The 23,277-nt window shown below is 67.5% G+C and carries 21 protein-coding genes; 3 read left to right on the forward strand and 18 right to left on the reverse strand.

Going from position 1 to position 23,277, the window contains the following annotated elements:
- Window positions 1-115: 115 nt before the first annotated feature.
- The 11 genes from xylB to ASD05_RS16760 form a co-directional block, all read right to left on the reverse strand.
- Complete coding sequence (gene xylB / locus ASD05_RS16710) at window positions 116-1,585, reverse strand: xylulokinase (RefSeq protein WP_056594792.1); 1,470 nt, start codon at window positions 1,583-1,585, stop codon at window positions 116-118.
- 21 nt (window positions 1,586-1,606) lie between these two features.
- Window positions 1,607-2,563: an AraC family transcriptional regulator gene (locus ASD05_RS16715; RefSeq protein ID WP_056594794.1), complete on the reverse strand. Its 957-nt coding sequence runs from the start codon at window positions 2,561-2,563 to the stop codon at window positions 1,607-1,609.
- A gap of 24 nt (window positions 2,564-2,587) precedes the next feature.
- A complete protein-coding gene (locus ASD05_RS16720; RefSeq protein WP_056594796.1) occupies window positions 2,588-3,553 on the reverse strand; it encodes a carbohydrate kinase family protein in 966 nt (321 codons plus the stop codon).
- Between the two features lie 17 nt (window positions 3,554-3,570).
- Window positions 3,571-4,242, reverse strand: a complete 672-nt coding sequence (locus tag ASD05_RS16725) for a transaldolase family protein (RefSeq protein ID WP_056594798.1) — start codon at window positions 4,240-4,242, stop codon at window positions 3,571-3,573.
- A gap of 321 nt (window positions 4,243-4,563) precedes the next feature.
- Window positions 4,564-5,352, reverse strand: coding sequence for an L-iditol 2-dehydrogenase (locus ASD05_RS16730; RefSeq protein ID WP_056594800.1), 789 nt, complete (start codon window positions 5,350-5,352; stop codon window positions 4,564-4,566).
- Window positions 5,349-6,737, reverse strand: a complete 1,389-nt coding sequence (gene dalD / locus ASD05_RS16735) for a D-arabinitol 4-dehydrogenase (RefSeq protein WP_056594851.1) — start codon at window positions 6,735-6,737, stop codon at window positions 5,349-5,351. Before dalD ends, ASD05_RS16730 begins: the two co-directional genes overlap by 4 nt.
- A gap of 85 nt (window positions 6,738-6,822) precedes the next feature.
- Window positions 6,823-7,863, reverse strand: a complete 1,041-nt coding sequence (locus ASD05_RS16740) for an ABC transporter ATP-binding protein (protein WP_056594801.1) — start codon at window positions 7,861-7,863, stop codon at window positions 6,823-6,825.
- A gap of 17 nt (window positions 7,864-7,880) precedes the next feature.
- Window positions 7,881-8,717: a carbohydrate ABC transporter permease gene (locus ASD05_RS16745; protein ID WP_056594802.1), complete on the reverse strand. Its 837-nt coding sequence runs from the start codon at window positions 8,715-8,717 to the stop codon at window positions 7,881-7,883.
- A gap of 13 nt (window positions 8,718-8,730) precedes the next feature.
- Window positions 8,731-9,588: a carbohydrate ABC transporter permease gene (locus ASD05_RS16750; RefSeq protein ID WP_007834021.1), complete on the reverse strand. Its 858-nt coding sequence runs from the start codon at window positions 9,586-9,588 to the stop codon at window positions 8,731-8,733.
- Between the two features lie 149 nt (window positions 9,589-9,737).
- Window positions 9,738-11,048: an ABC transporter substrate-binding protein gene (locus ASD05_RS16755; RefSeq protein ID WP_056594803.1), complete on the reverse strand. Its 1,311-nt coding sequence runs from the start codon at window positions 11,046-11,048 to the stop codon at window positions 9,738-9,740.
- Window positions 11,049-11,227: 179 nt separating this feature from the next.
- Window positions 11,228-12,157 carry a LysR family transcriptional regulator gene (locus tag ASD05_RS16760; protein ID WP_200955447.1) on the reverse strand — a complete coding sequence of 310 codons (930 nt, stop codon included), beginning with the start codon at window positions 12,155-12,157 and terminating at the stop codon, window positions 11,228-11,230.
- Window positions 12,158-12,251: 94 nt separating this feature from the next.
- On the opposite strand from ASD05_RS16760, the gene ASD05_RS16765 reads away from it, so the two are divergent.
- Together ASD05_RS16765 and ASD05_RS16770 are read left to right on the forward strand one after the other, a co-directional pair.
- Window positions 12,252-13,226 carry a Bug family tripartite tricarboxylate transporter substrate binding protein gene (locus tag ASD05_RS16765; RefSeq protein ID WP_056594804.1) on the forward strand — a complete coding sequence of 325 codons (975 nt, stop codon included), beginning with the start codon at window positions 12,252-12,254 and terminating at the stop codon, window positions 13,224-13,226.
- A gap of 46 nt (window positions 13,227-13,272) precedes the next feature.
- Window positions 13,273-14,325, forward strand: a complete 1,053-nt coding sequence (locus tag ASD05_RS16770; RefSeq protein ID WP_056594806.1) for a 4-hydroxythreonine-4-phosphate dehydrogenase PdxA — start codon at window positions 13,273-13,275, stop codon at window positions 14,323-14,325.
- A 31-nt stretch (window positions 14,326-14,356) separates the two neighbouring features.
- Here the strand turns inward: ASD05_RS16770 and ASD05_RS16775 are convergent, their stop codons facing one another.
- The 3 genes from ASD05_RS16775 to tal form a co-directional block, all read right to left on the reverse strand.
- Window positions 14,357-14,689 (reverse strand): DUF805 domain-containing protein, encoded by a 333-nt coding sequence (locus tag ASD05_RS16775; RefSeq protein ID WP_056594808.1) that lies wholly within the window; start codon window positions 14,687-14,689, stop codon window positions 14,357-14,359.
- A 143-nt stretch (window positions 14,690-14,832) separates the two neighbouring features.
- Window positions 14,833-16,386, reverse strand: coding sequence for a glucose-6-phosphate isomerase (gene pgi, locus ASD05_RS16780; RefSeq protein ID WP_056594810.1), 1,554 nt, complete (start codon window positions 16,384-16,386; stop codon window positions 14,833-14,835).
- A gap of 2 nt (window positions 16,387-16,388) precedes the next feature.
- Window positions 16,389-17,345, reverse strand: a complete 957-nt coding sequence (gene tal / locus ASD05_RS16785) for a transaldolase (RefSeq protein WP_056594811.1) — start codon at window positions 17,343-17,345, stop codon at window positions 16,389-16,391.
- A 228-nt stretch (window positions 17,346-17,573) separates the two neighbouring features.
- Between tal and ASD05_RS16790 the strand changes: the two genes are divergently transcribed.
- Window positions 17,574-18,245 (forward strand): lipocalin family protein, encoded by a 672-nt coding sequence (locus tag ASD05_RS16790; RefSeq protein ID WP_056594813.1) that lies wholly within the window; start codon window positions 17,574-17,576, stop codon window positions 18,243-18,245.
- On the opposite strand, the gene ASD05_RS16795 is transcribed toward ASD05_RS16790, so the two are convergent.
- From ASD05_RS16795 to ASD05_RS16810, 4 genes are read right to left on the reverse strand one after another with little or no spacing between them, the layout of a single operon-like run.
- Window positions 18,191-18,853, reverse strand: a complete 663-nt coding sequence (locus tag ASD05_RS16795; protein WP_056594815.1) for an HAD family hydrolase — start codon at window positions 18,851-18,853, stop codon at window positions 18,191-18,193. The genes ASD05_RS16790 and ASD05_RS16795 overlap by 55 nt on opposite strands.
- 12 nt (window positions 18,854-18,865) lie before the next feature.
- Window positions 18,866-19,915: an ABC transporter ATP-binding protein gene (locus ASD05_RS16800; protein ID WP_056594817.1), complete on the reverse strand. Its 1,050-nt coding sequence runs from the start codon at window positions 19,913-19,915 to the stop codon at window positions 18,866-18,868.
- Window positions 19,912-22,185: an ABC transporter permease gene (locus ASD05_RS16805; RefSeq protein WP_235507999.1), complete on the reverse strand. Its 2,274-nt coding sequence runs from the start codon at window positions 22,183-22,185 to the stop codon at window positions 19,912-19,914. Before ASD05_RS16805 ends, ASD05_RS16800 begins: the two co-directional genes overlap by 4 nt.
- On the reverse strand, window positions 22,186-23,196 hold the full coding sequence (locus ASD05_RS16810) for an ABC transporter substrate-binding protein (RefSeq protein WP_056594819.1): 1,011 nt from the start codon (window positions 23,194-23,196) through the stop codon (window positions 22,186-22,188).
- Between the last annotated feature and the right edge of the window lie 81 nt (window positions 23,197-23,277).

The raw sequence follows: 23,277 nt of genomic DNA on the forward strand, positions 1-23,277 counted from the left end.
GAAAACGCCCGATGAAGTCCATCGGGCGTCCGTGGCCGGCTTGAACAAGCCCGCTCTGTGTCCCTTATAGGTGTCAACCTATGGCAGGACGGGTCAGCGGTCGTGATCGCTCCGTTTACTGGAATTGATCTCGCACCGCCTTGTACAGCGCCTGGAAGCGCGCATGCCTCGTTCTGTGGACGTCGGCTCCTTCGGTCGACGGCACCAGCTTCTGCTTCACCGGCGGCAAGGTGCACACATCGGCCACCGTGCCGCCATCGGCCAGCCACGCCAGCCGCGCCGCGCCCAGTGCGCCCCCCGTCTCGCTGCCCGCATAAAGCGTGAGCGGCACGCCGAAGATGTCGGCCAGCAACTGCCCCCACCACACGCTGCGCGCACCACCGCCCACCAGGGCCATTTCGCGCAGCGGCATCCCGGCCGGCAGCCGCAGGGTGTCGAAGCCGTCGCGCAGGCCGAAGCTCACGCCCTCGACCACGGCGTACGCGATTTCCGCCGGCCCGTGTGCGTGCGTGAGGCCGAACAGCACGCCCTGTGCATTGGGGTTGTTGTGCGGCGAGCGCTCGCCCGAGAGGTACGGCAGGAACAGCGGGCAGCCCTCGCGCTGTGCCAGCGGGACGGACGCCGCCGCTTCGAGCAGCGCAGCCTCGTCCGCGAACTTGAAAGTCTTCGCGGCCCAGCTCACCGCACTCGCGGCCGAGAGCATCACCGACATCTGGTGCCACCGTCCCGGCAGCGCATGGCAGAAAGCGTGCATCGCCTGTGCGGGGTTCGGCAGAAAGCGGTCGGTCGAGACGAACACCACGCCCGAGGTGCCGAGCGACACGAATCCCTGCCCCGGCTCGACGAGCCCCATACCGACGGCGCTGGCCGCGTTGTCGCCGGCACCGCCCGCGATCACCACGCTGGCGCTGCCCACGCCCCAGCGCGCCGCCAACTCGGGTTTGAGCTGCGCCGACACCTCGCTGCCTTCGACCAGCCGCGGCATGTGCGCGCGCGTGAGGCCCGTGGCCGCCAGCAGTTCGTCGGACCAGTCGCGCGCGCCCACGTCGAGCCACAGCGTGCCCGCCGCATCGGACATCTCGCTGACCGCCTCACCGCTGAGCATGAAGCGCAGCCAGTCCTTGGGCAGCAGCACGCGCGCCACGCGGCCGAAGATTTCAGGCTCGTGCTCGCGCACCCACAGCAGCTTGGGCGCGGTGAACCCCGGCATCGCGAGGTTGCCCGCGATCTCGCCGAGCCTCGGCACGGCGCGGGCAAGCGCCTCGCACTGCGCGCCGCTGCGGCCGTCGTTCCAGAGGATCGCAGGGCGCAGCACCTCGCCCGCCGCATCGAGCAGCGTGGCACCGTGCATCTGCCCCGACAGGCCTATGGCGCGCACCGCCGCGAGTTCTTCGGGATGCGACTTGCCGAGCGCACGCATCACCTCCTCGAGCGCGTGCCACCACTGCTGCGGCGCCTGCTCCGACCACAGCGGCCGCGGCCGTTCGACCGTGAGCGGCGCGCGCGCCACGCCAACGATGCGGTGGTCGTCAGCGAGCAGCAGCGCCTTGAGCTCGGACGTGCCGAGGTCGAGTCCCAGGTACAAGATGAACCCCCTGGCTTTTGTTCAGGAAGAGATGCCGCCGCCGAAGCGGGTATCTGCCTGCTTTCGGAATTCGCTCGGCGTCATTCCCTTGATTTCAAGAAAACGTCGATTGAAATTCGCCACGTTGTTGAAGCCCACCTGGTAGCAGATGTCGGTCACGTAGTGATCGGTCTGCATCAGCAGGTGGCAGGCGCTGTTGATGCGCACGCGGTTGACGAAGTCGGTGAAGCTGTTGCCGGTGGAACGCCGGAAGAAACGGCTGAAGCGGCTCTCGCTCATGCCCAGTTCGGCCGCCACGTCCGACATCGAGATCGACTCCGCCATGTTGCTGGTGATGCGGTTGACGATGTCGTTGATCTGGTCGACCTGTGCATCGCCCTCGATGCCCTGCGCGCCCTGCATCTGCACGCTCGACAGCAGCCGGTAGTCGGTGCATTGCGCGAGGTCGGCCATGAACTCGAGGAACCGTCCGAGCCGGCGCACGCCGCGCGCGGCCTTGATGGCGTCCCAATGCGCCTGCGCCTGTTCCGACATGCCGAAGAACTCGATGCCGTGCCGCGCACGTTCGAGCAGCTGCATCACTTCGCGCAGCTCGGGAATCTCGGCCGCGGCGTGCTCGATCGGCTCGTGGCGGAACTGGATCACCCGGTCGCGCCCCGCGGCGCCGCCTTCGGGCACGTCGAGCGAGATCCAGTTGTGCGGCAGGCGTGGCCCGCAGAGCACGAGGTGTCCGGGCTGGAACGGCCCGATCCAGTCTCCTATGAAGGCCTTGCCCGAGGTCTCGGTGATCAGGTGCAGCTCGTAGTCTTCATGGAAGTGCCATCGCACCAGCGGGCTCGGAAAGCCATGCGCGAGGCAGCGCACCAGACCGGTTTCTTCGAGGGCCTCGTAGCCCAGCGAGGGGGAGCGCGCAAAGTCGCGCTCCAGCTCGGGTTGGCGCTGACGGGGAACCGAACGCTTGCGGGTGGACGTCGTCATTGCAGCATGAACATGAGCATGGAGTCAGGACCGGGAAGCAGCCCCATTGTCTGCCTCGGCAAGCGCGTTGTGAACGGCCTGCAGCGTGGGCGGATCTGCGCCTTCCCGGGTGCAGTTCAGGGCGGCGGCGGTGGCGGCGAAACGCAGCACCTCGGTCCAGGCTTCGTCGCCCAGTTCACCGAGCTGGGCCGGGTGCTCCACGCCATGCGCGAGCAGCGACACCGAAAGCCCGGCCGTGAAGGTGTCCCCCGCCCCGATGGTGTCGACCACAGTGACGCGCGGCGCGGCCACGGTCAGCGGCTCGTGACCCGTGCGCCAGAGCGTCGCGCCGTCGCCGCCTTGCGTGACGATCACGGCGCGCGCGCCGGCCGTCAGGCACTCGGCCGCCAGCGCGTCGACCGGCTGGCCGGGCGCGAGCAGCGCAGCATCTTCGTCGCTGAGCTTGACCAGATCGGCCATGCCGAACCAGCCCGTGACGCTGGTACGGTAAGCCGCCATGTCGGGAATCAGGCTGGGCCTCACGTTGGGGTCGAACACGATCACGCGGTGCCCCGCGTTTGCCGCAACGAGCTCGGCGATGCGTGTGGCAGCCGGGTCCTGCAGCAGCGAGATCGAGCCGAAGTGCAGGAAGCGGCAGTCCGCCGGCAGCTGTGGCAGCGGCTCGGGCGCCCAGGTGGCGTCGGCGCTGCCGCGCGTGTAGAAGGCGTAGCGGTTGGTCTGCGGCGTGCGCTCGACGAAGGCCAGCGTCGAGGGCGCGTTGCTGCGCAGGATGAAACTGGTGTCCACGCCGTTGCGCTGCAGGAAGCCCATCAGCCGCTCGCCGAACAGGTCGGTCGACAGCTGCGTGAGAAAACCGGTCGGCTGCCCGAGCCGCGCGCAGGCCACGGCCGTGTTGAGCGGAGAGCCGCCCTCGTGGCCCAGGAACGCCAGGGTGCCCGCCTCGCTGGCGGTGAAATCGATGAGGGCTTCGCCCGTGAGTGCTATGCGCATGGTGACTGGATTCTCGATCAGGGCAGTGCGCGGGCATCCGCCAAGAAGCCGCGTTCGGCGGCGAGCGTGGCGGGATGGTCGAGCAGCTCGGCGAAGAGGCGCGGCGGGATGGTGATGGCTCCCACGCCGAGCCCCAGCAGGGCAAGATAGGCCTCGCGCGAACGGATGCTGGCCACCAGCAGCCGCGTGCCCGATGCAGGGCGGCGCGCGACCAGCGCCTGCATCTGCCCGATCAACGCCAGGCCATCGACGCCGCTGTCTTCGAGCCGTCCGAGATACGGCGCTGCATAGGCTGCGCCCAGTTGCGCGGCGAAGTGCGCCTGCTCGGGCGCATACACCGCCGTCCAGGTGACGGGGATGCCCTGCGCAATGAGGCGTGCGCCGGCATCGAGGCCCTGGCGCGTGGCGGGGATCTTCACGACGAGTTGGCCTCGGTCGAAGTGCGAGAGCAGGGCTTGCGCGTCTTCGAGCATGCCGTCGACTTCGCTGGAATACACCTGCGCCTGGACCTGGCGTGCGCCCAGTTCGATGCAGCGCTTCAGCAGGCCGGGCACTTCGCCGCGTCCGATACCCGCACGCTTGAGCAGCGTCGGATTGGTCGTGACGCCATGCACCACGGGGTGCGGCAGGCAGGCCTTTAGCTCGGCCAGGTCGGCGCTGTCTAGATACAGATGGAAGTCTTCGGTCATGGATTGCATGGTGCAGGAGAAAAGGCGCGTTGGGGGTGCGTGCACAGGCCAGCGGGTACTCCCCTCCGCGAATGTCCCCCGGCTTCGCCTCCTCCTTTATTTCGCTGCGGGGAGCACCCGCTGCCCTGTGCACGAGGGGCACTCTGCTTATGCCCGCAGTTCAACCGCTCTGCTGAACGATCACGCCGATGGGGTGCCTTGCGCAGCGAAATAAAGGAGGAGCCCGAAGGGCGGGGGACATTCGCGGAGCAAGGTACCCCGTCGGCGTGAGCGCACCCCGAATGAAACACAACGCGATGCAAGGAAAAACAAGCTCTCATCTCAACTCATGACATTGCCACCATCGACATTCAAGGTCTGCGCCGTGATGTAGCGCGCCTCGTCGCTGGCAAGAAACACGGCTGCCCCCGCGATGTCGCTCGGCATGCCCATGCGGCCAAGCGGCACCTCGAGGCCGACGCGCCGCTTCTTCTCTCCGGGCGGCAGGCCTTCGGCCTTGGCGAACAGGCTGTCGACATGGTCCCACATCGGCGTATCGACCACACCGGGAGCAATGCCGTTGACGCGGATGCCGTGCGGCGCCATGGCCAGCGCGGCGCTCTGCGTGTAGCTGATGACGGCCGCCTTGGTCGCGCAGTAGTGCGAGACCAGCGCCTCGCCGCGGCGCCCGGCCTGCGAGGCCATGTTGATGACCGAAGCGCTCTGCGTGCCCGCCTCGACCATGTGGCGCAGCACCGCCTGCATCACGAAGAACATGCCCTTCACGTTGACCGCGAAGAGGCGGTCGAAAGAGGCTTCGTCGCTGTCGAGCAGCGGCGCCAGGTCGAACACGGCAGCGTTGTTGAACAACGTGTGGATCGGCCCGAAGGCGACCTGCGCTTCGGCCAGCATGTGCTTGATGGCCTGCGTGTCGGTCACGTCGGCCGCAATGTAGGCCAGGTGGTCGGGATGGCGCTGCTGCAGCGCCCGCACCGCCTCGGGCGCCGCTGCAGCGCGGTCGACCACGCTGCAGCGCGCGCCCTCCGCAATGCAGGCCTCGGCCACGGCCAGGCCGATGCCGCCGCCGGCACCGGTCAGCAGCACGTGACGGTTCTTCAGGCGTTCGCTCATTTCGTTGCTCCAGGGTTCAGGAAGTTTTCCACTCGGCCGCTCGCACCTCGAACGGCATCGACCAGCCGTGCATCGCCCGCAGCGGCGCCCCAAAGCCCCGCGTCCGAACACAGCGCGAGCACCGGATCGGCGGCGTCGCAGATCGCGTGCGCCACGGCCTCGTCCATGCCCTGGTCCTGGTACGCATAGGGCAACGCGCCACGATGCCAGCGCTGCAGGAATGCAAGGAACAGTGCGGGCAACATCGCGACGCTGTCGATGCCCTGGCCCGCCGCCAACCGCTCGCGCACTGTCGGCGCGATGAAGCCGGGAATCTTCGAGAAGCCGTCCGCTGCCACACGCTGGTTGGTGTCGCGGATGGACGGATTGCCGAAGCGGTCGAGCACCACGTCGCGATACGCCGCGAGGTCGATCGGGCTCGGGCTCAGGCAGGGGATGACGTCGTCGGTAACGTAGTCGAACGCCATCTTGCGGATGGCCGCGTCGTGCGTGCCTTCGTGGATGAAGTCGAGACCCGCGAGCGTTCCCGCCCAGGCGATGCAGCTGTGCGTGGCGTTGAGGATGCGGATCTTGGCCTCTTCGTAAGGCTGCACCGACGCGACCAGCTCCACGCCCACGCGGCCCCAGTCGGGACGGCCGGCCGCGAAGTCGTCCTCGATCACCCATTGGATGAAGCTTTCGCCGGTGATGGCGGCCGCGTCGTCGCGCCCCGTCGCAGCCTTCACGCGTGCGCGCAGCTCGGGCGGCGGGCGCGGCGTGATGCGGTCGACCATCGCGTTCGGGCAGTGCGTGTTCGCGTTCACCCAGGCCAGCAGGTCGGCATCGCCCGCCAGTTCGATGAACTCCAGCAGCCCGGCGCGGAAGCGCTCGCCGTTGTGGCGCAGGTTGTCACAGTTGAGCAGCGTCACAGGGCCCGCATTCGCGGCCTTGCGCGCGCGCAGGATGGCGCAGACCGCGCCATAGATGGTCACGCCCTCGCCACCAGCCTCACCCCGGCGCGCGCGCTCGACATCGGCCGCCAGGTCGCCGAACGACAGGTCCAGCCTGCCCTTGGTGTCGAGGTAGTAGCCCGCCTCGGTCACGGTGAACGACACGATGCGCGTCGAGGCCGCCGCGCCGCGCGCGATCACGCCGGCCAGCGAGGGCTCCCACGGCAGCACCTCGCGGATGGCCTCGATCTGCTCGTAACGGTATTCGCCCGCAGGCGATACAGTTTCGAGCGTGTAGCGTCCGCCCTGCGCCTGCAGGGCCGCGACGACCTCGGGCATGTCGGGCCGGATATTGGCGCCCGACAGCGACCAGCGGTTGTCGCCCGCATCGATCAGCCGCTGCAGGTAGACCGCCTGGTGCGCGCGGTGGAACGAGCCCAGGCCCAGGTGAAGCACCGTGAACTCCGTGGGAGCCGGTGGAATGTGCGCGATGGTCACGGGAATGTCCGTTGAAGAATGCGGTGAAGAAGAAAAGGAGGTGTCACGCGCTGACCGATCGGCCCTCGCGGTTGAACAGGTGCAGCACCGACGGATCGAGTTCCACGGCCACGTCATCGCCGGCCTGCAGCGGGGTGCGCTCGTTCTGGCGTGCGATGAGCGGCACGCCGCCCACGTCGACGTGGATGAGCGTGTCGGCACCCAGCGCCTCGATGAGCTCGACGCGGCCCTGCACCTCGCTCACCGGCGCGCCCTGCTTCGGATGCACGCGCAGGCCTTCGGGGCGCACGCCCAGGAAGCCGTCGGTGGGCAGCCTCCCGCCGGTAGCGGCCGAGAAGCTGGGAATCGCATTCGCCGCCACCATGTTCATCGACGGCATGCCGATGAACTGCGCGACGAACTGGTTGGCCGGGCGGTCGTACAGCTCCAGCGGCGTGCCGACCTGTTCGATCAATCCGTCCCTGAGCACCACCACGCGATCGGCCAGCGTCATGGCTTCGACCTGGTCGTGCGTCACGTAGATGGTGGTGGCGCCAAGCGCGCGGTGCAGCTTGTGGATCTCGACGCGCGTGTTGCCGCGCAGCGCCGCATCGAGGTTCGACAGCGGCTCGTCGAACAGGAACACCTTGGGCGCGCGCACGATGGCGCGGCCGATGGCCACGCGCTGGCGCTGGCCGCCCGACAGGTCCTTCGGCGTACGGTCGAGGTACTGCGTGAGGTTGAGCGTCTTGGCCGCATATTCGACCTTGGTCTTGATCTCGCTCTTGCCCACGCCCGCGAGCTTGAGCGCGAAGGACATGTTGTCGTACACGCTCATGTGCGGATACAGCGCGTAGCTCTGGAACACCATCGCCAGGTCGCGCTTGCCCGAGGGTGTCCAGGTGATGTCCTTGCCGTCGAGCAGCAGGTTGCCGCTGGTGATGGGCTCGAGCCCGGCGATCAACCGCAGCAGCGTCGACTTGCCGCAGCCCGAGGGCCCCACGAAGACGATGAACTCGCCCTTCTGGATTTCGAGGTCGACGCCCTTGATGATGTTGACTTCACCAAAGCTCTTCTTGATGTCTTTGAGTTGCAGGTAGGCCATGAGATGTCTCCCTTTCTTTACTTGACGGCGCCGAAGGTCAGGCCTTGCACCAGTTGCTTCTGGCTGAACCAGCCGAACACGACGATGGGCGCGATGGCCATCAGCGAAGCCGCCGACAACTTTGCCCAGAACAGGCCCTCGGGGCTGGAGTACGAGGCGATCAGCGTGGCCAGCGTGCCGGCCTTGGCGGAGGTAAGGTTGAGTGCCCAGAAGGCCTCGTTCCAGCTCAGCACCAGGCACAGGAGGCCGGTCGATGCGAGGCCGCCCACCGACAGCGGCATCACGACGTGGCGGAACTCGGTCCAGAGGCTGGCGCCATCCATGCGCGCGGCTTCGAGGATCTCGTTCGGAATGTCCTTGTAGGCGCTGTAGAGCATCCACACCATGATCGGCAGGTTCGACAGCGTGAACACGATGGTCAGCGCGGTGAGCGAGTCCAGCATGCCCGCGGTCTGCGCGATCACGTAGATCGGTACCAGCGCGCCCACGGCCGGCATCATCTTGGTGGAGAGCATCCACATCAGGATGTCGCGCGTCTTCTTCGTGCGGAAGAAGGCCATCGAGTACGCGGCCGGCGCCGCGATCAGCAGGCCGAGGATGGTCGAGCCCAGGCTGGTGATGAGCGAATTGCGCGCATACAGCAGGTAGTCGCTGCGGCGCTGCACCTCGCCGAAGTTGTCGAGCGTGGGCTCAAAGACGAAGAGCGGCGGCACGTGAATGGCCTGCAGCTCCGTCTTGAAGGCCGTGAGGAACAGCCAGCCGAGCGGGAAGAACAGCAGCAGCGCGACGGCCCACGCACCCACGGTGCGCAGCAGTTGCGGCAGGAAGTTGCTGGGAGCTTGTTGTTGTTGCATGGCGTGCCGCTCCTCAGTCCAGGTTCTTGCCGATGATGCGGATCAGGAACACGGCCACGATGTTGGCCAGCACCACCGCGAACAGCGCGCCCGCCGAGGCCACGCCCACGTCGAAGTTCATGAGCGACTGCTTGAAGATCATGTAGGTCATGTTCGTGCTCTCGTTGCCCGGGCCGCCGTTGGTGGTGATGGCGATCTCGGCGAACACGCTGAGCAGGAAGATCATCTCGATCATGATCACCACCGCCATCGGGCGGCCGAGGTGCGGAATGGTGAGATAGAAGAAGCGCTGCACCGCGCTCGCGCCGTCCATGCGCGCGGCCTCCATCTGCTCGCGGTCCAGCGACTGCAGCGAGGTGATGAAGATCAGGCAGGCGAACGGCAGCCACTGCCAGGCCACCATGATGATCACCGACAACAGCGGCACGTCGGTGAGCCAGTCGACCGGCTGGGCGCCGAAGGCGCGCCACACGTCGGCCAGCACGCCGTAGATGGGGTTCATCATCATGTGCTTCCACAGCAGCGCATTGACCGCGGGCATGACGAAGAACGGCGAGATCAGCAGCACCCGCACGATGCCGCGCCCCGGGAAGGGCTCGTTCACCAGCAGCGCGAGCAGCACGCCCAGCACCACCGTGATGACGATCACGCTGCCGATCAGCAGCAGCGTGTTCCACGTGGCCGGCCAGAAGTCGGGGTCGGTGACGAAGTAGTGAAAGTTCTCGATGCCCGCAAAGGTGTGCTCGCCGGGCTGCATGAGGTTGTAGTTCACCAGCGAGAAGTACAGCGTCATCACGAGCGGCACGATCATCCAGGCGAAGAGCGTGAGCACGGCGGGCGCCATGAGGGCGCGGGGCAGGAGTCGTTTCATGAGGTATCCCTTCTTGTGGTCCCTGGCTCCTTCCCCCGCTGGGGGAAGGTGGGGATGGGGGCTGCCCGATCAGGCGCGGCGAAGATTGATGCGCCGCGTGCCCCCACCCCGGCCCTCCCCCAGCGGGGGAGGGAGAGAGAAAGCCCGGCTTACTTGTAGTACCCAGCCTTCTTCATCTCCCGCTCAGCCGCCGTCTGCGAGGTCTTCAGCGCCTGGTCCACAGTGACCTTGCCCGACAGCGCCGCGCTCATCTGCTGGCCCACCGCCACGCCGATGGCCTGGAACTCGGGAATGGCCGCGTACTGCACGCCGACGTACGGCGACTTGGGCAGCGTGCTGTCGGTGAGGTTCGCGCTGTCGATGGCCTTCTTCTCCGCTTCGGCGAACTTGGCCACCTTCTGGAACTCGGGGTTCGCATAGGTCGACTTGCGCGTGCCGGTCGGCACCGAGGCCCAGCCGGTTTCCTTGGCCACGAGGTTGATGTAGTCCTTGGAGGTCGCCCACTTGATGAACTTCTGCGCCGCCTCGTCCTTGGACGAGCTGGCCGGAATGGCGAGGTTCCACGACCACAACCAGTTGGCGCCCTTCGGCGTGGTGGCGGTCGGCGCCTGTGCGAAGGCCACCTTGTCGGCCACCTTCGACTGTTTCGGATCGCTGATGAACGAGGCCGCGATGGTCGCGTCGACCCACGCGGCGCATTTGCCTTCGTTGAACAGCGCGAGGTTCTCGTTGAAGCTGTTGGCCGAGGCGCCCGGAGGGCCGTCCTTCTTCATCATGTCGACGTAGAAGGTGATGGCGTCCTTCCAGGCCTTGGTGTCGATCTGCGGCTTCCACTGCATGTCGAACCACTGGCCGCCGTTGGTGTTGACCAGCGTGGTCAGGAAGGCCATGTTGTCGCCCCAGCCGGGTTTGCCGCGCAGGCACATGCCGTACACGCCGGCCTTCGGGTCGTTGACCTTGTCGGCGAACTCCTTCACCTGCGCCCAGGTCGGTTGCTCGGGGAACTTGATGCCCGCCTTGTCGGCCAGGTCCTTTCGGTACATGAGCATCGAGCTCTCGCCGTAGAAGGGTGCGGCGTAGAGCTTGCCGTCGTTCGACAAGCCGTTGCGGATGGCGGGCAGCAGGTCGTCCACGTCGTAGGCCGCGTCGGTGGCGATGGGCTTGAGCCAGCCCTTCTTCGACCAGATCGGCGTCTCGTACAGGCCGATGGTCATCACGTCGAACTGGCCGCCCTTGGTGGCGATGTCGGTGGTCACGCGCTGGCGCAGCGTGCCTTCTTCCAGCGTGACCCACTTGAGCTTGATGTCGGGGTTGGCTTTCTCGAAGAAGGGGGTGAGCTTCTGCATCTCGATCATGTGGCCGTTGTTCACGGTCGCAATCACGAGTTCGGTGGCGGCCTGGGACAGCGCGCCCGTGCCGATGAGTGCGAGGACGAGGCCCGCTTTCAGAAAACGCTTCATGTTGTCTCCTAGAGGTGAGCGACGCCCTCTTGTCTGTCGGGTCGCCGTGGTCGGATTCTGGAGAAACGCGCTTGCGGTTTTGGTACTTCGGCAGTTGATACCAGTACTCTCATGCACCAGTCGGCTAGTGAATTCCCTAGTTAACGCAAGACAGCATGTAAATCGGCAACCCAAAGGCTTCAGCCGCCGCCCAGCAACTGGCGCCGGAACTGGGCGGCGGCCGGCGAAAGCGCGCGGTCCTCGCGGGTGATGAGGCAAATCGGCGGCACGCGCACCGGCAGCTCCACCGGCACGGTGCGAAGCACGCCCAGCCGGGCGTAGTGGCTGGCCTGCGAGGCAGGCATCACGGCCGCCATGTCGGAGCTTTCCAGCAAGGCGGTGATGGCAATGGGCGATGCCGTTTCGATGATGTCGAGCCGGGCCTGGATGCCCGCCTCGCGCATCGCCGCCTCGAAGCGCCCGCGCTGCGGCGAACCCGGTGGCTGCAGCACCCAGGACCAGTTCGCCATCTCGGCCAGCGTGACCGTGGGGCGCTCGAACACCGGGTGCGCGATGCGCACCACCACCACCTGCGACTCGCCCAGCAGCGGCACGCTTGCGTACTTCGCCTCGTCGTGGCCGTCGGTGAGCCGGCCCAGCACGAGGTCGACATCGCCCTGCTCCAGCTGCGCCTGGATCACGTCGCTGGTCTCGACCACCACCGACACGGCCACCTGTGGATGGCGGCGGTGGTACTCCACCAGCGCCGGCGCCAGCAGCTCGGGCACGGCGCCCGGTACGCTGCCCACGCGCAAGGCACCGCTCAGGCCCGAGCGCAGGGCCAGCATCTCCTCGCGCGCGGTGCCGAAGTCGCTGAGCACGCGGCGGGCATAGCGGATCAGGATCTCACCGTAAGGCGTGGGCTCCATGCCGCGCGCCAGCCGCTCGAAGAGCTTTTCACCAAGCGAGTCTTCGAGCTGCTGCAGCAGCTTGGTGGCTGCGGGCTGGCTGATGTTCATGGCCTCGGCCGCGCGGCCGAGATGGCGGTGGGCATCGAGCCGGGCCAGCAGCAGCAACTGGCGCGGCCGCACGTGGAGCATCAGCGAGGCATCGGTCGAACCGGAGTTCATGCACAAAAGTATATGAAGCTTCGGGCTTTTTCGATTGGATCGGGATGGCGAAGCTCCGTACGCTCGGTCCCCACAACAAGCAGGAGACGACCCGATGAAGCTTTCCTCCCTGGCCCGCGCGGCAGGCCTGGCCGCCGCGCTGCTGGTCGCGGCGTCGGCCGGCGCCCAGTCCGCCTACCCCGACAAGCCCCTGCGCATCATGGTGGGCGCCTCGCCCGGCGGCGGCACCGACATCCTCGCGCGCGTGCTGGCCGACAAGCTGTCGCCAGCGCTCAAGCAGCCCGTGGTGGTCGAGAACCGGCCCGGCGCATCCAACACCATTGCCGGCGAACTCACGGCCCGCGCGCCGGCCGATGGCGCTACGCTGCTGCTGGCCACCAACACGGCGCAGGCAGTGGCGCCGCACATCCTCAAGCTCAAGTACGACCCGCTGAAAGACCTGCAGCCCGTGGGCCTGGTGGCCGTGATGCCCAACGTGCTGGTGGTGTCCGCGAACTCGCCGTACAGGTCGGCGAAGGACCTGGTGACGGCGATGGCGGCGAAACCCGGCGGCTTCAAGTACGCATCGTCCGGCATCGGCAGCACCCAGCACGTGGGCGGCGAGGCCTTCAACCTGGCCACCGGCATGAAGTCGATCCACGTGCCCTACAAGGGCAGCTCGCAGGCGCACGTCGACATCATCTCGGGCGAGGTCGACATGATGTTCGACAGCACCTCCTCGGCCATGGGCCAGATCAGGGCCGGCAAGTTCCGCGCGCTGGCCGTGAGCGCGCCGCAGCGCTCGCCGGAGCTGCCCGACGTGCCCACGCTGGCCGAGCAGGGCATCAAGGGCGCCGACGTGTCCACCTGGTACGGCCTCTACGTGACGGCCGGCACGCCCCGCCCCGCGGTCGAGCGGCTGAGCGCCGAACTCGTGCGCACGCTGAAGCTGGCCGATGTGCAGAGCCGCATCAAGGCGTTGGGCGGCGAGCCCGGAACAGTGACCGGCGAGCCCTTCGCGGCGATGAACAGGCAGGAGTTCGACCACTACGGCCAGCTCGTGCGCGATGCCAACATCAAGGCCGAGTGAGCCGGCCCTTGTTACCCTTTTCCTTTAACCGCATCCAATCGAAACCATGCCCACCCCACCCAAGACGCCGAGCGTGATCTCCGCCAAGCCCCGCATCGCCGTGCTGCTCGGCGACCCCGGCGGCGTCGGCCCCGAAATGGCCGTGAAGCTGCTGGCGCGCCAGCGCAACCTGGACGCCGCGCGCGTGCTGCTGATCGCCGATCCGGTGGTGCTGGCCGCCGGCGAACGCGTGGCAGGCCTGAAGCTGGCCCCGCTGCAGGTCGAGAGCCTCGACGAGCTGCATTTCGAGGACGGCCGGCCCAGCCTGCTCGCGCGCGACTGGATGGAGGGACACGAGCCGGTGCCCGGCGAGTCGAACGAACAGTCCGGCCGGGCTTCGTTCGAGGCGCTGGAACTGGCCACGCTGGCGGTGCGCCGCGGGCAGGCCGAGGGAATTCTCTTCGCGCCGCTCAACAAGCATTCGCTGCGCCTGGGCGGCCTCGTGCACGAGGACGAGCTGCGCTACATGCAGGAGCGCTTCGCGGTGACGGGCTTCGTCTGCGAGTTCAACCTCACCGGTTCGCTGTGGACCTCGCGCGTGACCTCGCACATTCCGCTGAAAGACGTGGCGAGCCACATCACGGTGCAGGGCGTGAGCGACGCGGTGAAGATCATCGCCGCCGCGCTGCGCCGCGCGGGTGTGGCGCATCCGCGCATCGCGGTGACGGGGCTCAACCCGCACGCGGGCGATGGCGGCTCCATCGGCATGGAGGAAATCGAGATCATCGCGCCCGCCGTCGAGCGGCTGCGCGCCGAGGGCTTCGACGCACGCGGCCCGTTCTCCCCCGACACGGTGTTCATCGGCGCGCGCCGCGGCGACGTGGATGCGGTGGTGTCGATGTACCACGACCAGGGCCAGATCGCGATGAAGCTCATGGGCTTCGAGCAGGGCGTGACGCTGCATGGCGGCCTGCCGGTGCCGGTGGCCACGTCGGCCAGCGGCAGTGCATTCGACATCGCCGGCCGGGGCATCGCGAACATCGAGGGGCTGCAGCAGGCCTTCGACCTGTGCGTGCGCATGGCGAGCGGCCAGGAAAAAGGGCCGCTTGCGCGGCCCTGACGATGCGGCGCTGCATGCGCCGTTGCAAGGCTCAGGCGCTCGCCGGCTCGCCGTGCGGGTTGGCCTCGGGCTGGGAGGGCTGCACGTAGAAATAGATCAGCACCAGGTTGACGATCGGGATGAGCATCAACAACTGGAGCCAGCCGCTCTTGCCGATGTCGTGCAGGCGGCGCGCGCCCACGGCCAGCGCGGGCAGTAGAAAACCCAGCGCCGCAATGACATACACGAACTGATGAATGAGGCTCGCGACGATGAGCACGATGACCTCGGCCAGCACAAACCACCAATATTCCGAGCGCGATGCGCGCCCGTTGAAATCGGCGTATTTGCTGAAACAAGTCTTGACCGCTGTTTGAAAATCCATTGATCGACTCCTCTTGATGGGTCCCAGGGAAATTTCCCCGGACCGATCATATCGATGCATCTTCCAACGGCAAACTCGGCCATTCGTACGCAAACAAACGGCTTATTTCAAGAAGCCGCCCAACGAATCCGGGTCCGGATTCTTCAGTTTCCCAGCCGCTTCAACAGCCCCGCCGTCGAGGCATCGAGCCCCGCGACGTCGCCCGAGGCCAGGCGCGGTTCGATGTCGCGCGCGAGCACCTTGCCCAGCTCCACGCCCCACTGGTCGAAGCTGTTGATGCCCCACAGCGCGCCGCTGGTGAACACGCGGTGCTCGTACATCGCGAGGAAGGCGCCCAGCGATTCGGGCGTGAGCTTCTCGAACACGAAGAAGGTGCTTGGCCGGTTGCCGGGGAAGTTCCTGTGGCCGCCTTCGTCGAGCTTGCCGACCATCAGCGCCTGCGCCTGCGCGAGCGCATTGGCCAGCAGCTTGGGGTGGTGGCCTTCGAGGTCGTGCGAGGCGTCGCGCACCGCCACGAATTCGAGCGGGATCACGTCGGTGCCCTGGTGCAGCATCTGGAAGTAGGCATGCTGGCCGTTGGTGCCGGGCTCACCCCAGAGCACGGGCGAGGTGCCGAAGGCCACGGGCTTGCCGCTGGCATCGACCTGCTTGCCGTTGCTTTCCATCTCGAGCTGCTGCAGGTAGGCCGGCACGCGCTTGAGCGCGCTGTGGTACGGCGCGATGCTGCGGCTCGTGAACTTGTGGAAGTTGCGATACCAGACGTCGAGCAGGCCCAGCCGCACCGGCAGGTTGTGCTCCAGCGGCGCGGTGCGGAAGTGCTCGTCCATCGCATGCGCGCCCGCCAGCAGGCGGCGGAAACCGTCGGCGCCGATGGCCAGCGCAATCGGCAGGCCGATGGCCGACCACAGCGAATAGCGCCCGCCCACCCAGTCCCAGAAGCCGAAGGTGGTGTCGATGCCGAACTTCTTCGCCGCTTCCACGTTGGTGGTGAGCGCCGCGAAGTGGCCCGCGATGTCGGTGCCGCCCGACTGCTCGTACCAGCGCCTGGCCGACTGCGCGTTGGTCATCGTCTCGGCCGTGGTGAAGGTCTTCGAGGCAATGAGGAACAACGTGTGCTCGGGCGCAAGGCCCTGCAGCACACCGGCCAGCTCGTGGCCGTCGACGTTCGAGACGAAGTGGAAGCGCTTGCCCGGCGCGGCGAATTCGGCCAGCGCCAGCACCGCCATCTGCGGGCCGAGGTCGGAGCCGCCGATGCCGATGTTGACCACGTCGGTGATCGTGTGGTCGCCGCGCACCTTCTCTGCATAAGCCAGCATCGCGTCGAGCGTGGCGTGCACCTCGCGCAGTTCGTTCGCGGTCTTGGGCCCGGTCGGCGCATCGGCCGGCGCGCGCAGCAGCGTGTGCAGCACGGCGCGGTCTTCGGTGTTGTTGATGTGCTCGCCCGCGAACATGGCGTCGCGGTGCGCCTCGAGGCCGCATTCGCGGGCCAGCGCGAGCAGCAGCTCCTCGGTGCGTGCGTCGATCAGGTTCTTCGACAGATCGGCGAAGACATACGGCGCCTCCTGGCTGAAACGCGCAAAGCGGTTCGCGTCGTCCACGAAGGCGTGGCGCACGTCGAACTGGCGGCCCGCCGTTTCGAAGCTGGACTGGAGTTGCGCCCAGGCCGGCGCATGGTCGCAGCGAAGGGTCATGGCCATGTTTACTTGCCGCTTTCCTGCATGAGTTTTTCGAGCTTCACCGCGTCGGCTGCGAAGGCGCGGATGCCTTCCGCGAGCTTCTCGGTGGCCATGGCGTCTTCGTTCAGCGCAAAGCGGAAGCCCGCCTCGTCGTAGCTGACCTTGGCGATGTCGCCCCCGGACGCGGCCTTGGCGTCGAGTGCGTGCTGCAGCGGTTCGTTGCTGGCGGCCAGCTCGGCCAGCAGCTCGGGGCTGATGGTCAGCAGGTCGCAACCAGCCAGCGCCTGGATCTGTCCCACGTTGCGGAAGCTCGCGCCCATCACCTCGGTCTTGATGCCGTGCTGCTTGTAGTAGTTGAAGATTTCCCGCACCGACTTGACGCCCGGGTCGTTGGCGCCGGCATTGGCCGCTTCGTCCCACTTGGCGCCGGCCGACTTCTTGTACCAGTCGTAGATGCGGCCCACGAAGGGCGAGATGAGCTGCACGCCGGCCGCGCCGCAAGCCACGGCCTGCGCGAACGAGAACAGCAGCGTGAGGTTGGTGCGGATGCCTTTCCTCTCGAGTTCGCGCGCTGCCTCGATGCCTTCCCAGGTGGAGGCCACCTTGATCAGCAGGCGCTTTTCGGTGTCGATGCCTTCGGCCTTGTAGAGCGCCACGATGCGCTCGCCGCGCGCCACGGTCGCGGCCGTGTCGAAGGACAGGCGAGCGTCGACCTCGGTCGACACGCGGCCCGGGATGATCGAGAGGATTTCGCTGCCGAAGCGCACCAGCAGGCGATCGATGACCTCATCGAGCGGCTTGCCGGCGTGCTTCTTCACGGTTTCATCGAGCAGCGGCCGGTATTCGGTCTTCTGCACGGCCTTGAGGATGAGCGACGGGTTGGTGGTCGCGTCCTGCGGCTTGGAAACGCTGAGCTGCTTGAAGTCACCGGTGTCGGCGACGACGGTGGTCCACTGGCGGAGGGCATCGAGTTGGTTCATGAAATGATTATCCAGTGCGGGTTGTGACAAGTCCTGCACGCAGTTGCGCGTGGGCCGATGTTTTCATGCGCACCGTAGCACGGCTTTTCCGGCGCTCTATCAGCCTGTTGCGTACAGGGTTGTCAGCCGCCCTGCCCTACACCGGCTGTGGTCCGTGGCTGACGGCATCGGCCGCCCGCCCGGGACTACGCTGCGCTCCACGCCGAAATTTTCAGTCAGGAGCCCCCCATGTCCCATCGCCAACGCGGCCCCGCGCCTCCCGATGGCCTGCCCTTCGACGACCGCCGCACCAGCGCGGCGATCGGCACCATGGCCACCGCTTTCGTCATGGGTGGCGCCGCGGCCTGGCTGGCCCTCCAAGCCTCGCGCACCGCGCGTGTGCAACCGGCCGGCCCGGCCGACGGCGCACCGCTGATGCGCGCCCCGCTGCAGGTGGTGGCACCGGTCGACCTGCGGCGCTATGTCGGCATCTGGCACGAGCAGGCGCGCCTGCCGAACCGATTCCAGAAAGCCTGCACCGGCCCCGTGACCGCCGAGTACACACTCCAGCCCGACGGCACCGTGCAGGTCGTGAACCGCTGCGCGCGCGCGGACGGCAATTTCGACCAGGCGACCGGCACCGCGCGCGTGGTGCCCGTGGCAGGCCAGCCCGGCGCGGGCCGACTTCAGGTGCGCTTTGCGCCCGCCTGGCTCGGCTGGCTGCCCATGGTCTGGGGCGACTACTGGATCCTGAAGCTCGACCGCAACTACGAGGTGTCGCTCGTCGGCACGCCCGACCGCGAATACCTCTGGGTGCTGTCGCGCGCGCCGCGCCTGGACGACGCGGTGCTGCAGGCGGAGCTGGACTACGCCAGCAGCCTGGGGTTCGACACCGACAAGGTGGTGCTGACCGGCAGGTAGCGCTGCAGCTGCAACGGCAGCATGGCCGGCGCGGTGCAGTGGATGGCCTGCCAGCCGAAGGCGCGCGCCGCCTCGACGTTGGCGGCGGAGTCGTCGATGAACACGGTCTGTTCCGGATCGAGCGCGTAGCGCATCGCCAGCACCTCGTAGATCTCGCGCTCGGGCTTGAGAAATTTCACGTCGCCCGAGAACACGCCGCCGTCGAAGCGCTGCATGAACGCATGCCGGCGCTCGATGGCGCGGGCGTACGACGCAGGCATGTTCGACAGGTAGTACAGGCGCAGCGGCTGGCCGGCCTCACGGTGCGCGACCAGCTGTTCGAGCATGCCGACCGTGACGCCGATCGGCTCCAGCCGCTCGCCCAGTCCTTCGAGCATGGTGCGAAGCGGCTCGGCCGGCAGCGAGAGCCGGGCCGACATGCGGGCGATGGCATCGTCCAGCGTGCGGGTGCCGCAGTCGAAACCCGTCCAGTCGTCGTGATGGAATAGTGCCCGGCCGAGTGCCGCGGCAGCCGTCTCAGTGGGTGCGTGCTGCGCGAGATGGGCCTGTACCAGCCGGGTGGGCTCCCATGCGAACAGCACGGCGCCCAGGTCGAAAACCACGTTCATGGCGCCATTGTTTCATGCACCGGGCACCACGCTCACGCCGTGGGCTCCCAGCGACAGCGTGGCCTGCGCGCCCGCCGCCAGCGGACGGGACAGGTCGTTCGACACCACGAAGACCGGCCCCAGGGTGGTGTCGAAGCCGTATTCATAGAAGCTGCCGAGGTACGCCGCCTTGCGCAGCGTGGCCGGCAGGCCGCTGCCCGCGTCCGCGGCGCCGATCTGCCAGGCTTCAGGGCGCACCGCGACCTTCACCGTGCCGGGTGCCACCGCATGGCGCGGCTGCAGGCGCAGCGGGCCCAGCGCCACGCTGCCGTCGGCGTGCGCCGTGGCGGGGAACACCATTGCCTCGCCCATGAACCCGGCGACGAACTCGCTCTCGGGCCGCCCATAGAGCTGCTCGGGCGTGCCGCGCTGGGCGATCACGCCGTGGTCCATCACGATGATCTGGTCGCTCACGGCCAGCGCCTCGCTCTGGTCGTGCGTGACGTAGGCCACGGTGAGCTTCAAGCGCTGCTGCAGCGCGCGGATCTCTTCGCGCATCTCGCGGCGCAGGCGGGCGTCGAGGTTGGAGAGCGGCTCGTCGAAAAGCAGCACCGCCGGTTCGAGCACCAGCGCGCGCGCCAGCGCCACGCGCTGCTGCTGGCCGCCCGAGAGTTCGCTGGGCAGCCGCTCGTCGAAGCCGACCAGGCCCACGCCGCGCAACGCCTCGCGTGCCCGTGCCGTGGCCTCGTCCTTCTTCACGCCGCTCATGCGCAGGCCGTAGCCCACGTTCTCGATCACGTTCATGTGCGGGAACAGCGCGTAGCTCTGGAACATCATGCTGACGTTGCGCTCGGCCGGCCCCAGCGTGGTGACGTCGCGACCGCCCATGAAGATCGAACCCGAGGTTGGCGATTCGAGCCCCGCGATCATGCGCAGCGTGGTCGTCTTGCCGCAGCCCGACGGACCGAGGATGGTGGTGAGCGTGCCGACCGGCACCTCGAAGCTGATGCCCTTGACGGCCAGCGGCGCGTTCCTGTCGGTGCCGTAGCGCTTGGTGACGTTGCGGAATTCGATGCCGTTCATGCCAGGCCTTCCATTTTGTGATGTCCCTGATGCTGTGGCGTGGCCCCTCGCCGTCCCAGCTTGCGCTCTCCCACCACGAACTGCACCAGCGCAATCGCCAGCGACATCAGGATCATCAACACTGTGCAGTACGCCAGCGCGATGCCGTAGTCGCCGTTGCCGACGCGGCCGATGATGTAGGTGGTGGCGAGCTCGTTCTCGGCCGTGACCAGGAAGATCACCGCGCTCACCGTCGTCATCGCGCGCACGAAGCTGTAGACCAGCGCGGCCACCAGCGCGGGCTTCAGCAGCGGCAGCACCACCTTGAAGAGCGTCTGCGAGGTCGATGCGCGCAGCATCAGCGAGGCTTCGTCGAGCGAGCGGTCGAGCTGCTTGAAGGCCGCCGTGCCCGCCCGCACGCCCACTGGCAAATTGCGAAACATGAAGCACAACACGATGATGAGCCCCGTGCCCGTGAGCTCGAATGGCGGCACGTTGAAGGCCAGGATGTAGCTCACGCCGAGCACTGTGCCCGGAATGGCGAAGGCCAGCAGCGCGCCGAACTCGAACAGCCCCTGCCCCCTGAACTCGTTGCGCGCCAGCAGCCACGCGATCAGCAGGCCGAGCGCCGCCGTGATGGGCGCCGAGATGCCCGCGAGCTTGAGCGTGGTGATCAGCGAGTTCCACGCCGTACCCGCCCACACCAGCCCGAACTGCCCCCATTCGAGCGAGAACGCGTTCCTGAAGTGGTTCAGCGTGAAGCTGTAGTCGCGCCCCCAGGTCTGCACGAAGCCGCCCGCGAAAGCGAACAGGTAGACCACCGCGGTGAACGCGATCCACGGCAAGGCGATGCACAGGATGGTGCGGCGCACGCCGTCGGGCAGTGCCATCGCGATGCCGGCGTCGCCCTTGCCGCTCACGGTGGTGTAGTTCTGCTTGCCCAGCACGCCGCGCTGCAGCGCGAACACGCCGAGGGCAAACAGCGTCAGCACCCAGGCCAGCGAGGCGGCGCGGCCCTGGTCGTACTGCGCGCCGACGATGGCGAAGAAGATGTCGGTCGACAGCACCGAGAACTGCCCGCCCACCACCACGGGGTTGCCGAAGTCGGCAATGCTCTCGATGAAGCCGACCAGGAAGGCATTGGCCAGCCCCGGCTTGAGCAGCGGCAGCGTGATGGTGAAGAAGGTGCGGCGCCGGTCGGCGCGCAGCATCTGCGCGGCTTCTTCGAGGCTGGGCGCAATGCCCTGCACCACGCCGCGCATGATCATGAAGGCGATGGGCGTGAAGGCGAACAGCTGCGCCACCAGCACGCCGGGCATGCCGTAGAACCAGCGCGTGGGCTCGATGCCGAACACGTTCTCCAGCACCTGGTTGACGATGCCCGCACGGCCGAACAGCAGGATCAGGCCGAGGCCCACCACGAACGGCGGCGTGATGATCGGCAGCAGCGCCAGCACCCGCAGCGCACCCTGCCCGCGCTTGCTGCCGCGCTCGGCCATCAGCGCCATCAGCGTGCCGAGGAAGGTGGTGCCGGCCGCGGTGAGCAGGGCCAGCACCAGCGTGTTCCACGCCACGCCGCAGCGCACGCCGCCGGAAAGGCACCCCAGCCCCCAGATGCGTTCGGTGAACACGCGCGCGACAAACGCGGCGATCGACCACTGCCCGTCTTCGTTGAAGAACGCGCCCGACAGCGCCTTGCTCACAGGGTAGGCGATGAACAACGCCATCAGCACGCCGCAGCCGATGACCGCGGCCGCCACGAACAGGTCGCCCTTGAAAAGGCCGAGCCGCGCGATGCCGAACGCCGCCAGCAGCACGAGCGCAGTGAGCGCCACGAAGCCGCCTGCGCCGATGCCGAACTGGTTGACGGCCAGTTCGCCGAACTGCGCATTGAGCGCCGCGAAGCTCCAGCCCCGCGCGCCGATCGCGAAGCCTGTCACGGCCAGCCCGATGGCGCCGATCGCACCACCCGCGAGCAGCCAGCGTCCCTGGCTGCGGCCGGCAGGCAGCCACGCACCTACCGCGCACATCAGCAGCCCCGCCAAGCCGATGAAGAGCCAGCTGCGGCCCTGCGTGGCGGCCTGCATCAGGCCGTTGGCACCTTCCGCCTGGCCGAACACCTGCGGAACGGCTTCGTACCAGGTCGCGTCCTGAATCGCATACCAGGGCAGCAGCAGGTACGCTGCAAGGCCCAGCGCGACCCATGCCCAGATCCAGCGCTGCGAGCGCCGGGCCGCGGCCAGGGACGCCGGATTGGCCGGCGCGCCGGTGTCGATCAAATGCGCGGCCACTCAGCGCGGCAGCGAGTTGACGTCTTTTTCCCAGCGCGCGATCAGGCGCCGGCGCTCGGTGCTCGCGCCGTACTTGGCGTAGTCGTAGTTGATGAACTTGATCTTCTTGAAGTCGGGGATGCGCGGGTCGAGCTTGGCGTTCACGTTGCTCGGCAGCTGGAACTGCTTGTTGGCGGCGCCGAGCTCCTGCGCGGCAGGCGTCAGCGCCCATTCGTAGAACTTCTTGGCCGCCTCGAGATTGCGCGCGCCCTTGACGATGCTCATGGAGCCGATCTCGGCGCCGGTGCCGTCGCTCGGCGTGATGGTCTCGACCGGGAAGCCCTGCATCTTCTCGCCGGGGCCGTCATGCACGAAGCTGATGGAAATCGCGGTTTCGCCGCGCGCCACCGCCTTGATCGGGCCGGTGCCCGAGCGGGTGTACTGGCCGACATTCTTGTGCAGCGCCTTCAGGTAGTCGAAGGCCTTGTCCTCGCCCATCAGCTGCACCAGCGTGGCGATCATGGTGTAGGCCGTGCCGCTGGAGGCCGGGTTGGCCACCTGGATGTCGCCCTTGTACTCGGGCTTGAGCAGGTCGGCCCAGGTCTTGGGCACGGGCAGCTTCTTCTTGGCCAGCAGCTCGGGGTTGTAGCCGAAGCCCAACGGGCCCGAGTAGATGCCCACGGTCTTGTAGCCCGACTGCCTGGCCTGCTGCTGCGCCCAGGGATGCAGCTGCGCCAGCGTCGGCGACTTGTATTCGAGCGTGAGGCCCTGCTCGGCCGCCTGCAGGTGCGGGTCGCCGGTGCCGCCGAACCAGACGTCGGTCTTGGGGTTGTCCTTCTCCGCGATCAGCTGGGCCAGCGCCTCGCCGGAGCCCTTGAGCGCCATGTTGATGCGCACGCCGGTGGTGCGCGCGTAGACGGTGGAGATCACGCTGCACCACTCGGCCTGGACCGAACAGATCACGTTGACGGTCTGCGCCGACGCGGCGGCCGACAAACCGAGCAGTGCGGCTGCGGTAAAAAGCTTCTTCATCTGAATTTTCTCCGCCTCATGCATAAAAAAAGGCCTTGCGGCCACAGGTCAGCGTAGCTTTAGTACAGGTCGGGCGAATCG

The sequence above is a fragment of the Variovorax sp. Root434 genome (assembly GCF_001426595.1).
Classification (GTDB): domain Bacteria; phylum Pseudomonadota; class Gammaproteobacteria; order Burkholderiales; family Burkholderiaceae_C; genus Variovorax.

Bases quoted from the DNA above. Each gene is read 5' to 3' on its own strand.
- ASD05_RS16715 (WP_056594794.1), bottom strand. From the start codon at position 2,563: ATGACGACGTCCACCCGCAAGCGTTCGGTTCCCCGTCAGCGCCAACCC.
- ASD05_RS16720 (WP_056594796.1), bottom strand. From the start codon at position 3,553: ATGCGCATAGCACTCACGGGCGAAGCCCTCATCGATTTCACCGCCAGC.
- ASD05_RS16725 (WP_056594798.1), bottom strand. From the start codon at position 4,242: ATGACCGAAGACTTCCATCTGTATCTAGACAGCGCCGACCTGGCCGAG.
- ASD05_RS16730 (WP_056594800.1), bottom strand. From the start codon at position 5,352: ATGAGCGAACGCCTGAAGAACCGTCACGTGCTGCTGACCGGTGCCGGC.
- ASD05_RS16740 (WP_056594801.1), bottom strand. From the start codon at position 7,863: ATGGCCTACCTGCAACTCAAAGACATCAAGAAGAGCTTTGGTGAAGTC.
- ASD05_RS16745 (WP_056594802.1), bottom strand. From the start codon at position 8,717: ATGCAACAACAACAAGCTCCCAGCAACTTCCTGCCGCAACTGCTGCGC.
- ASD05_RS16750 (WP_007834021.1), bottom strand. From the start codon at position 9,588: ATGAAACGACTCCTGCCCCGCGCCCTCATGGCGCCCGCCGTGCTCACG.
- ASD05_RS16755 (WP_056594803.1), bottom strand. From the start codon at position 11,048: ATGAAGCGTTTTCTGAAAGCGGGCCTCGTCCTCGCACTCATCGGCACG.
- ASD05_RS16760 (WP_200955447.1), bottom strand. From the start codon at position 12,157: ATGAACTCCGGTTCGACCGATGCCTCGCTGATGCTCCACGTGCGGCCG.
- ASD05_RS16765 (WP_056594804.1), top strand. From the start codon at position 12,252: ATGAAGCTTTCCTCCCTGGCCCGCGCGGCAGGCCTGGCCGCCGCGCTG.
- ASD05_RS16770 (WP_056594806.1), top strand. From the start codon at position 13,273: ATGCCCACCCCACCCAAGACGCCGAGCGTGATCTCCGCCAAGCCCCGC.
- ASD05_RS16775 (WP_056594808.1), bottom strand. From the start codon at position 14,689: ATGGATTTTCAAACAGCGGTCAAGACTTGTTTCAGCAAATACGCCGAT.
- pgi (WP_056594810.1), bottom strand. From the start codon at position 16,386: ATGGCCATGACCCTTCGCTGCGACCATGCGCCGGCCTGGGCGCAACTC.
- tal (WP_056594811.1), bottom strand. From the start codon at position 17,345: ATGAACCAACTCGATGCCCTCCGCCAGTGGACCACCGTCGTCGCCGAC.
- ASD05_RS16790 (WP_056594813.1), top strand. From the start codon at position 17,574: ATGTCCCATCGCCAACGCGGCCCCGCGCCTCCCGATGGCCTGCCCTTC.
- ASD05_RS16795 (WP_056594815.1), bottom strand. From the start codon at position 18,853: ATGAACGTGGTTTTCGACCTGGGCGCCGTGCTGTTCGCATGGGAGCCC.
- ASD05_RS16800 (WP_056594817.1), bottom strand. From the start codon at position 19,915: ATGAACGGCATCGAATTCCGCAACGTCACCAAGCGCTACGGCACCGAC.
- ASD05_RS16810 (WP_056594819.1), bottom strand. From the start codon at position 23,196: ATGAAGAAGCTTTTTACCGCAGCCGCACTGCTCGGTTTGTCGGCCGCC.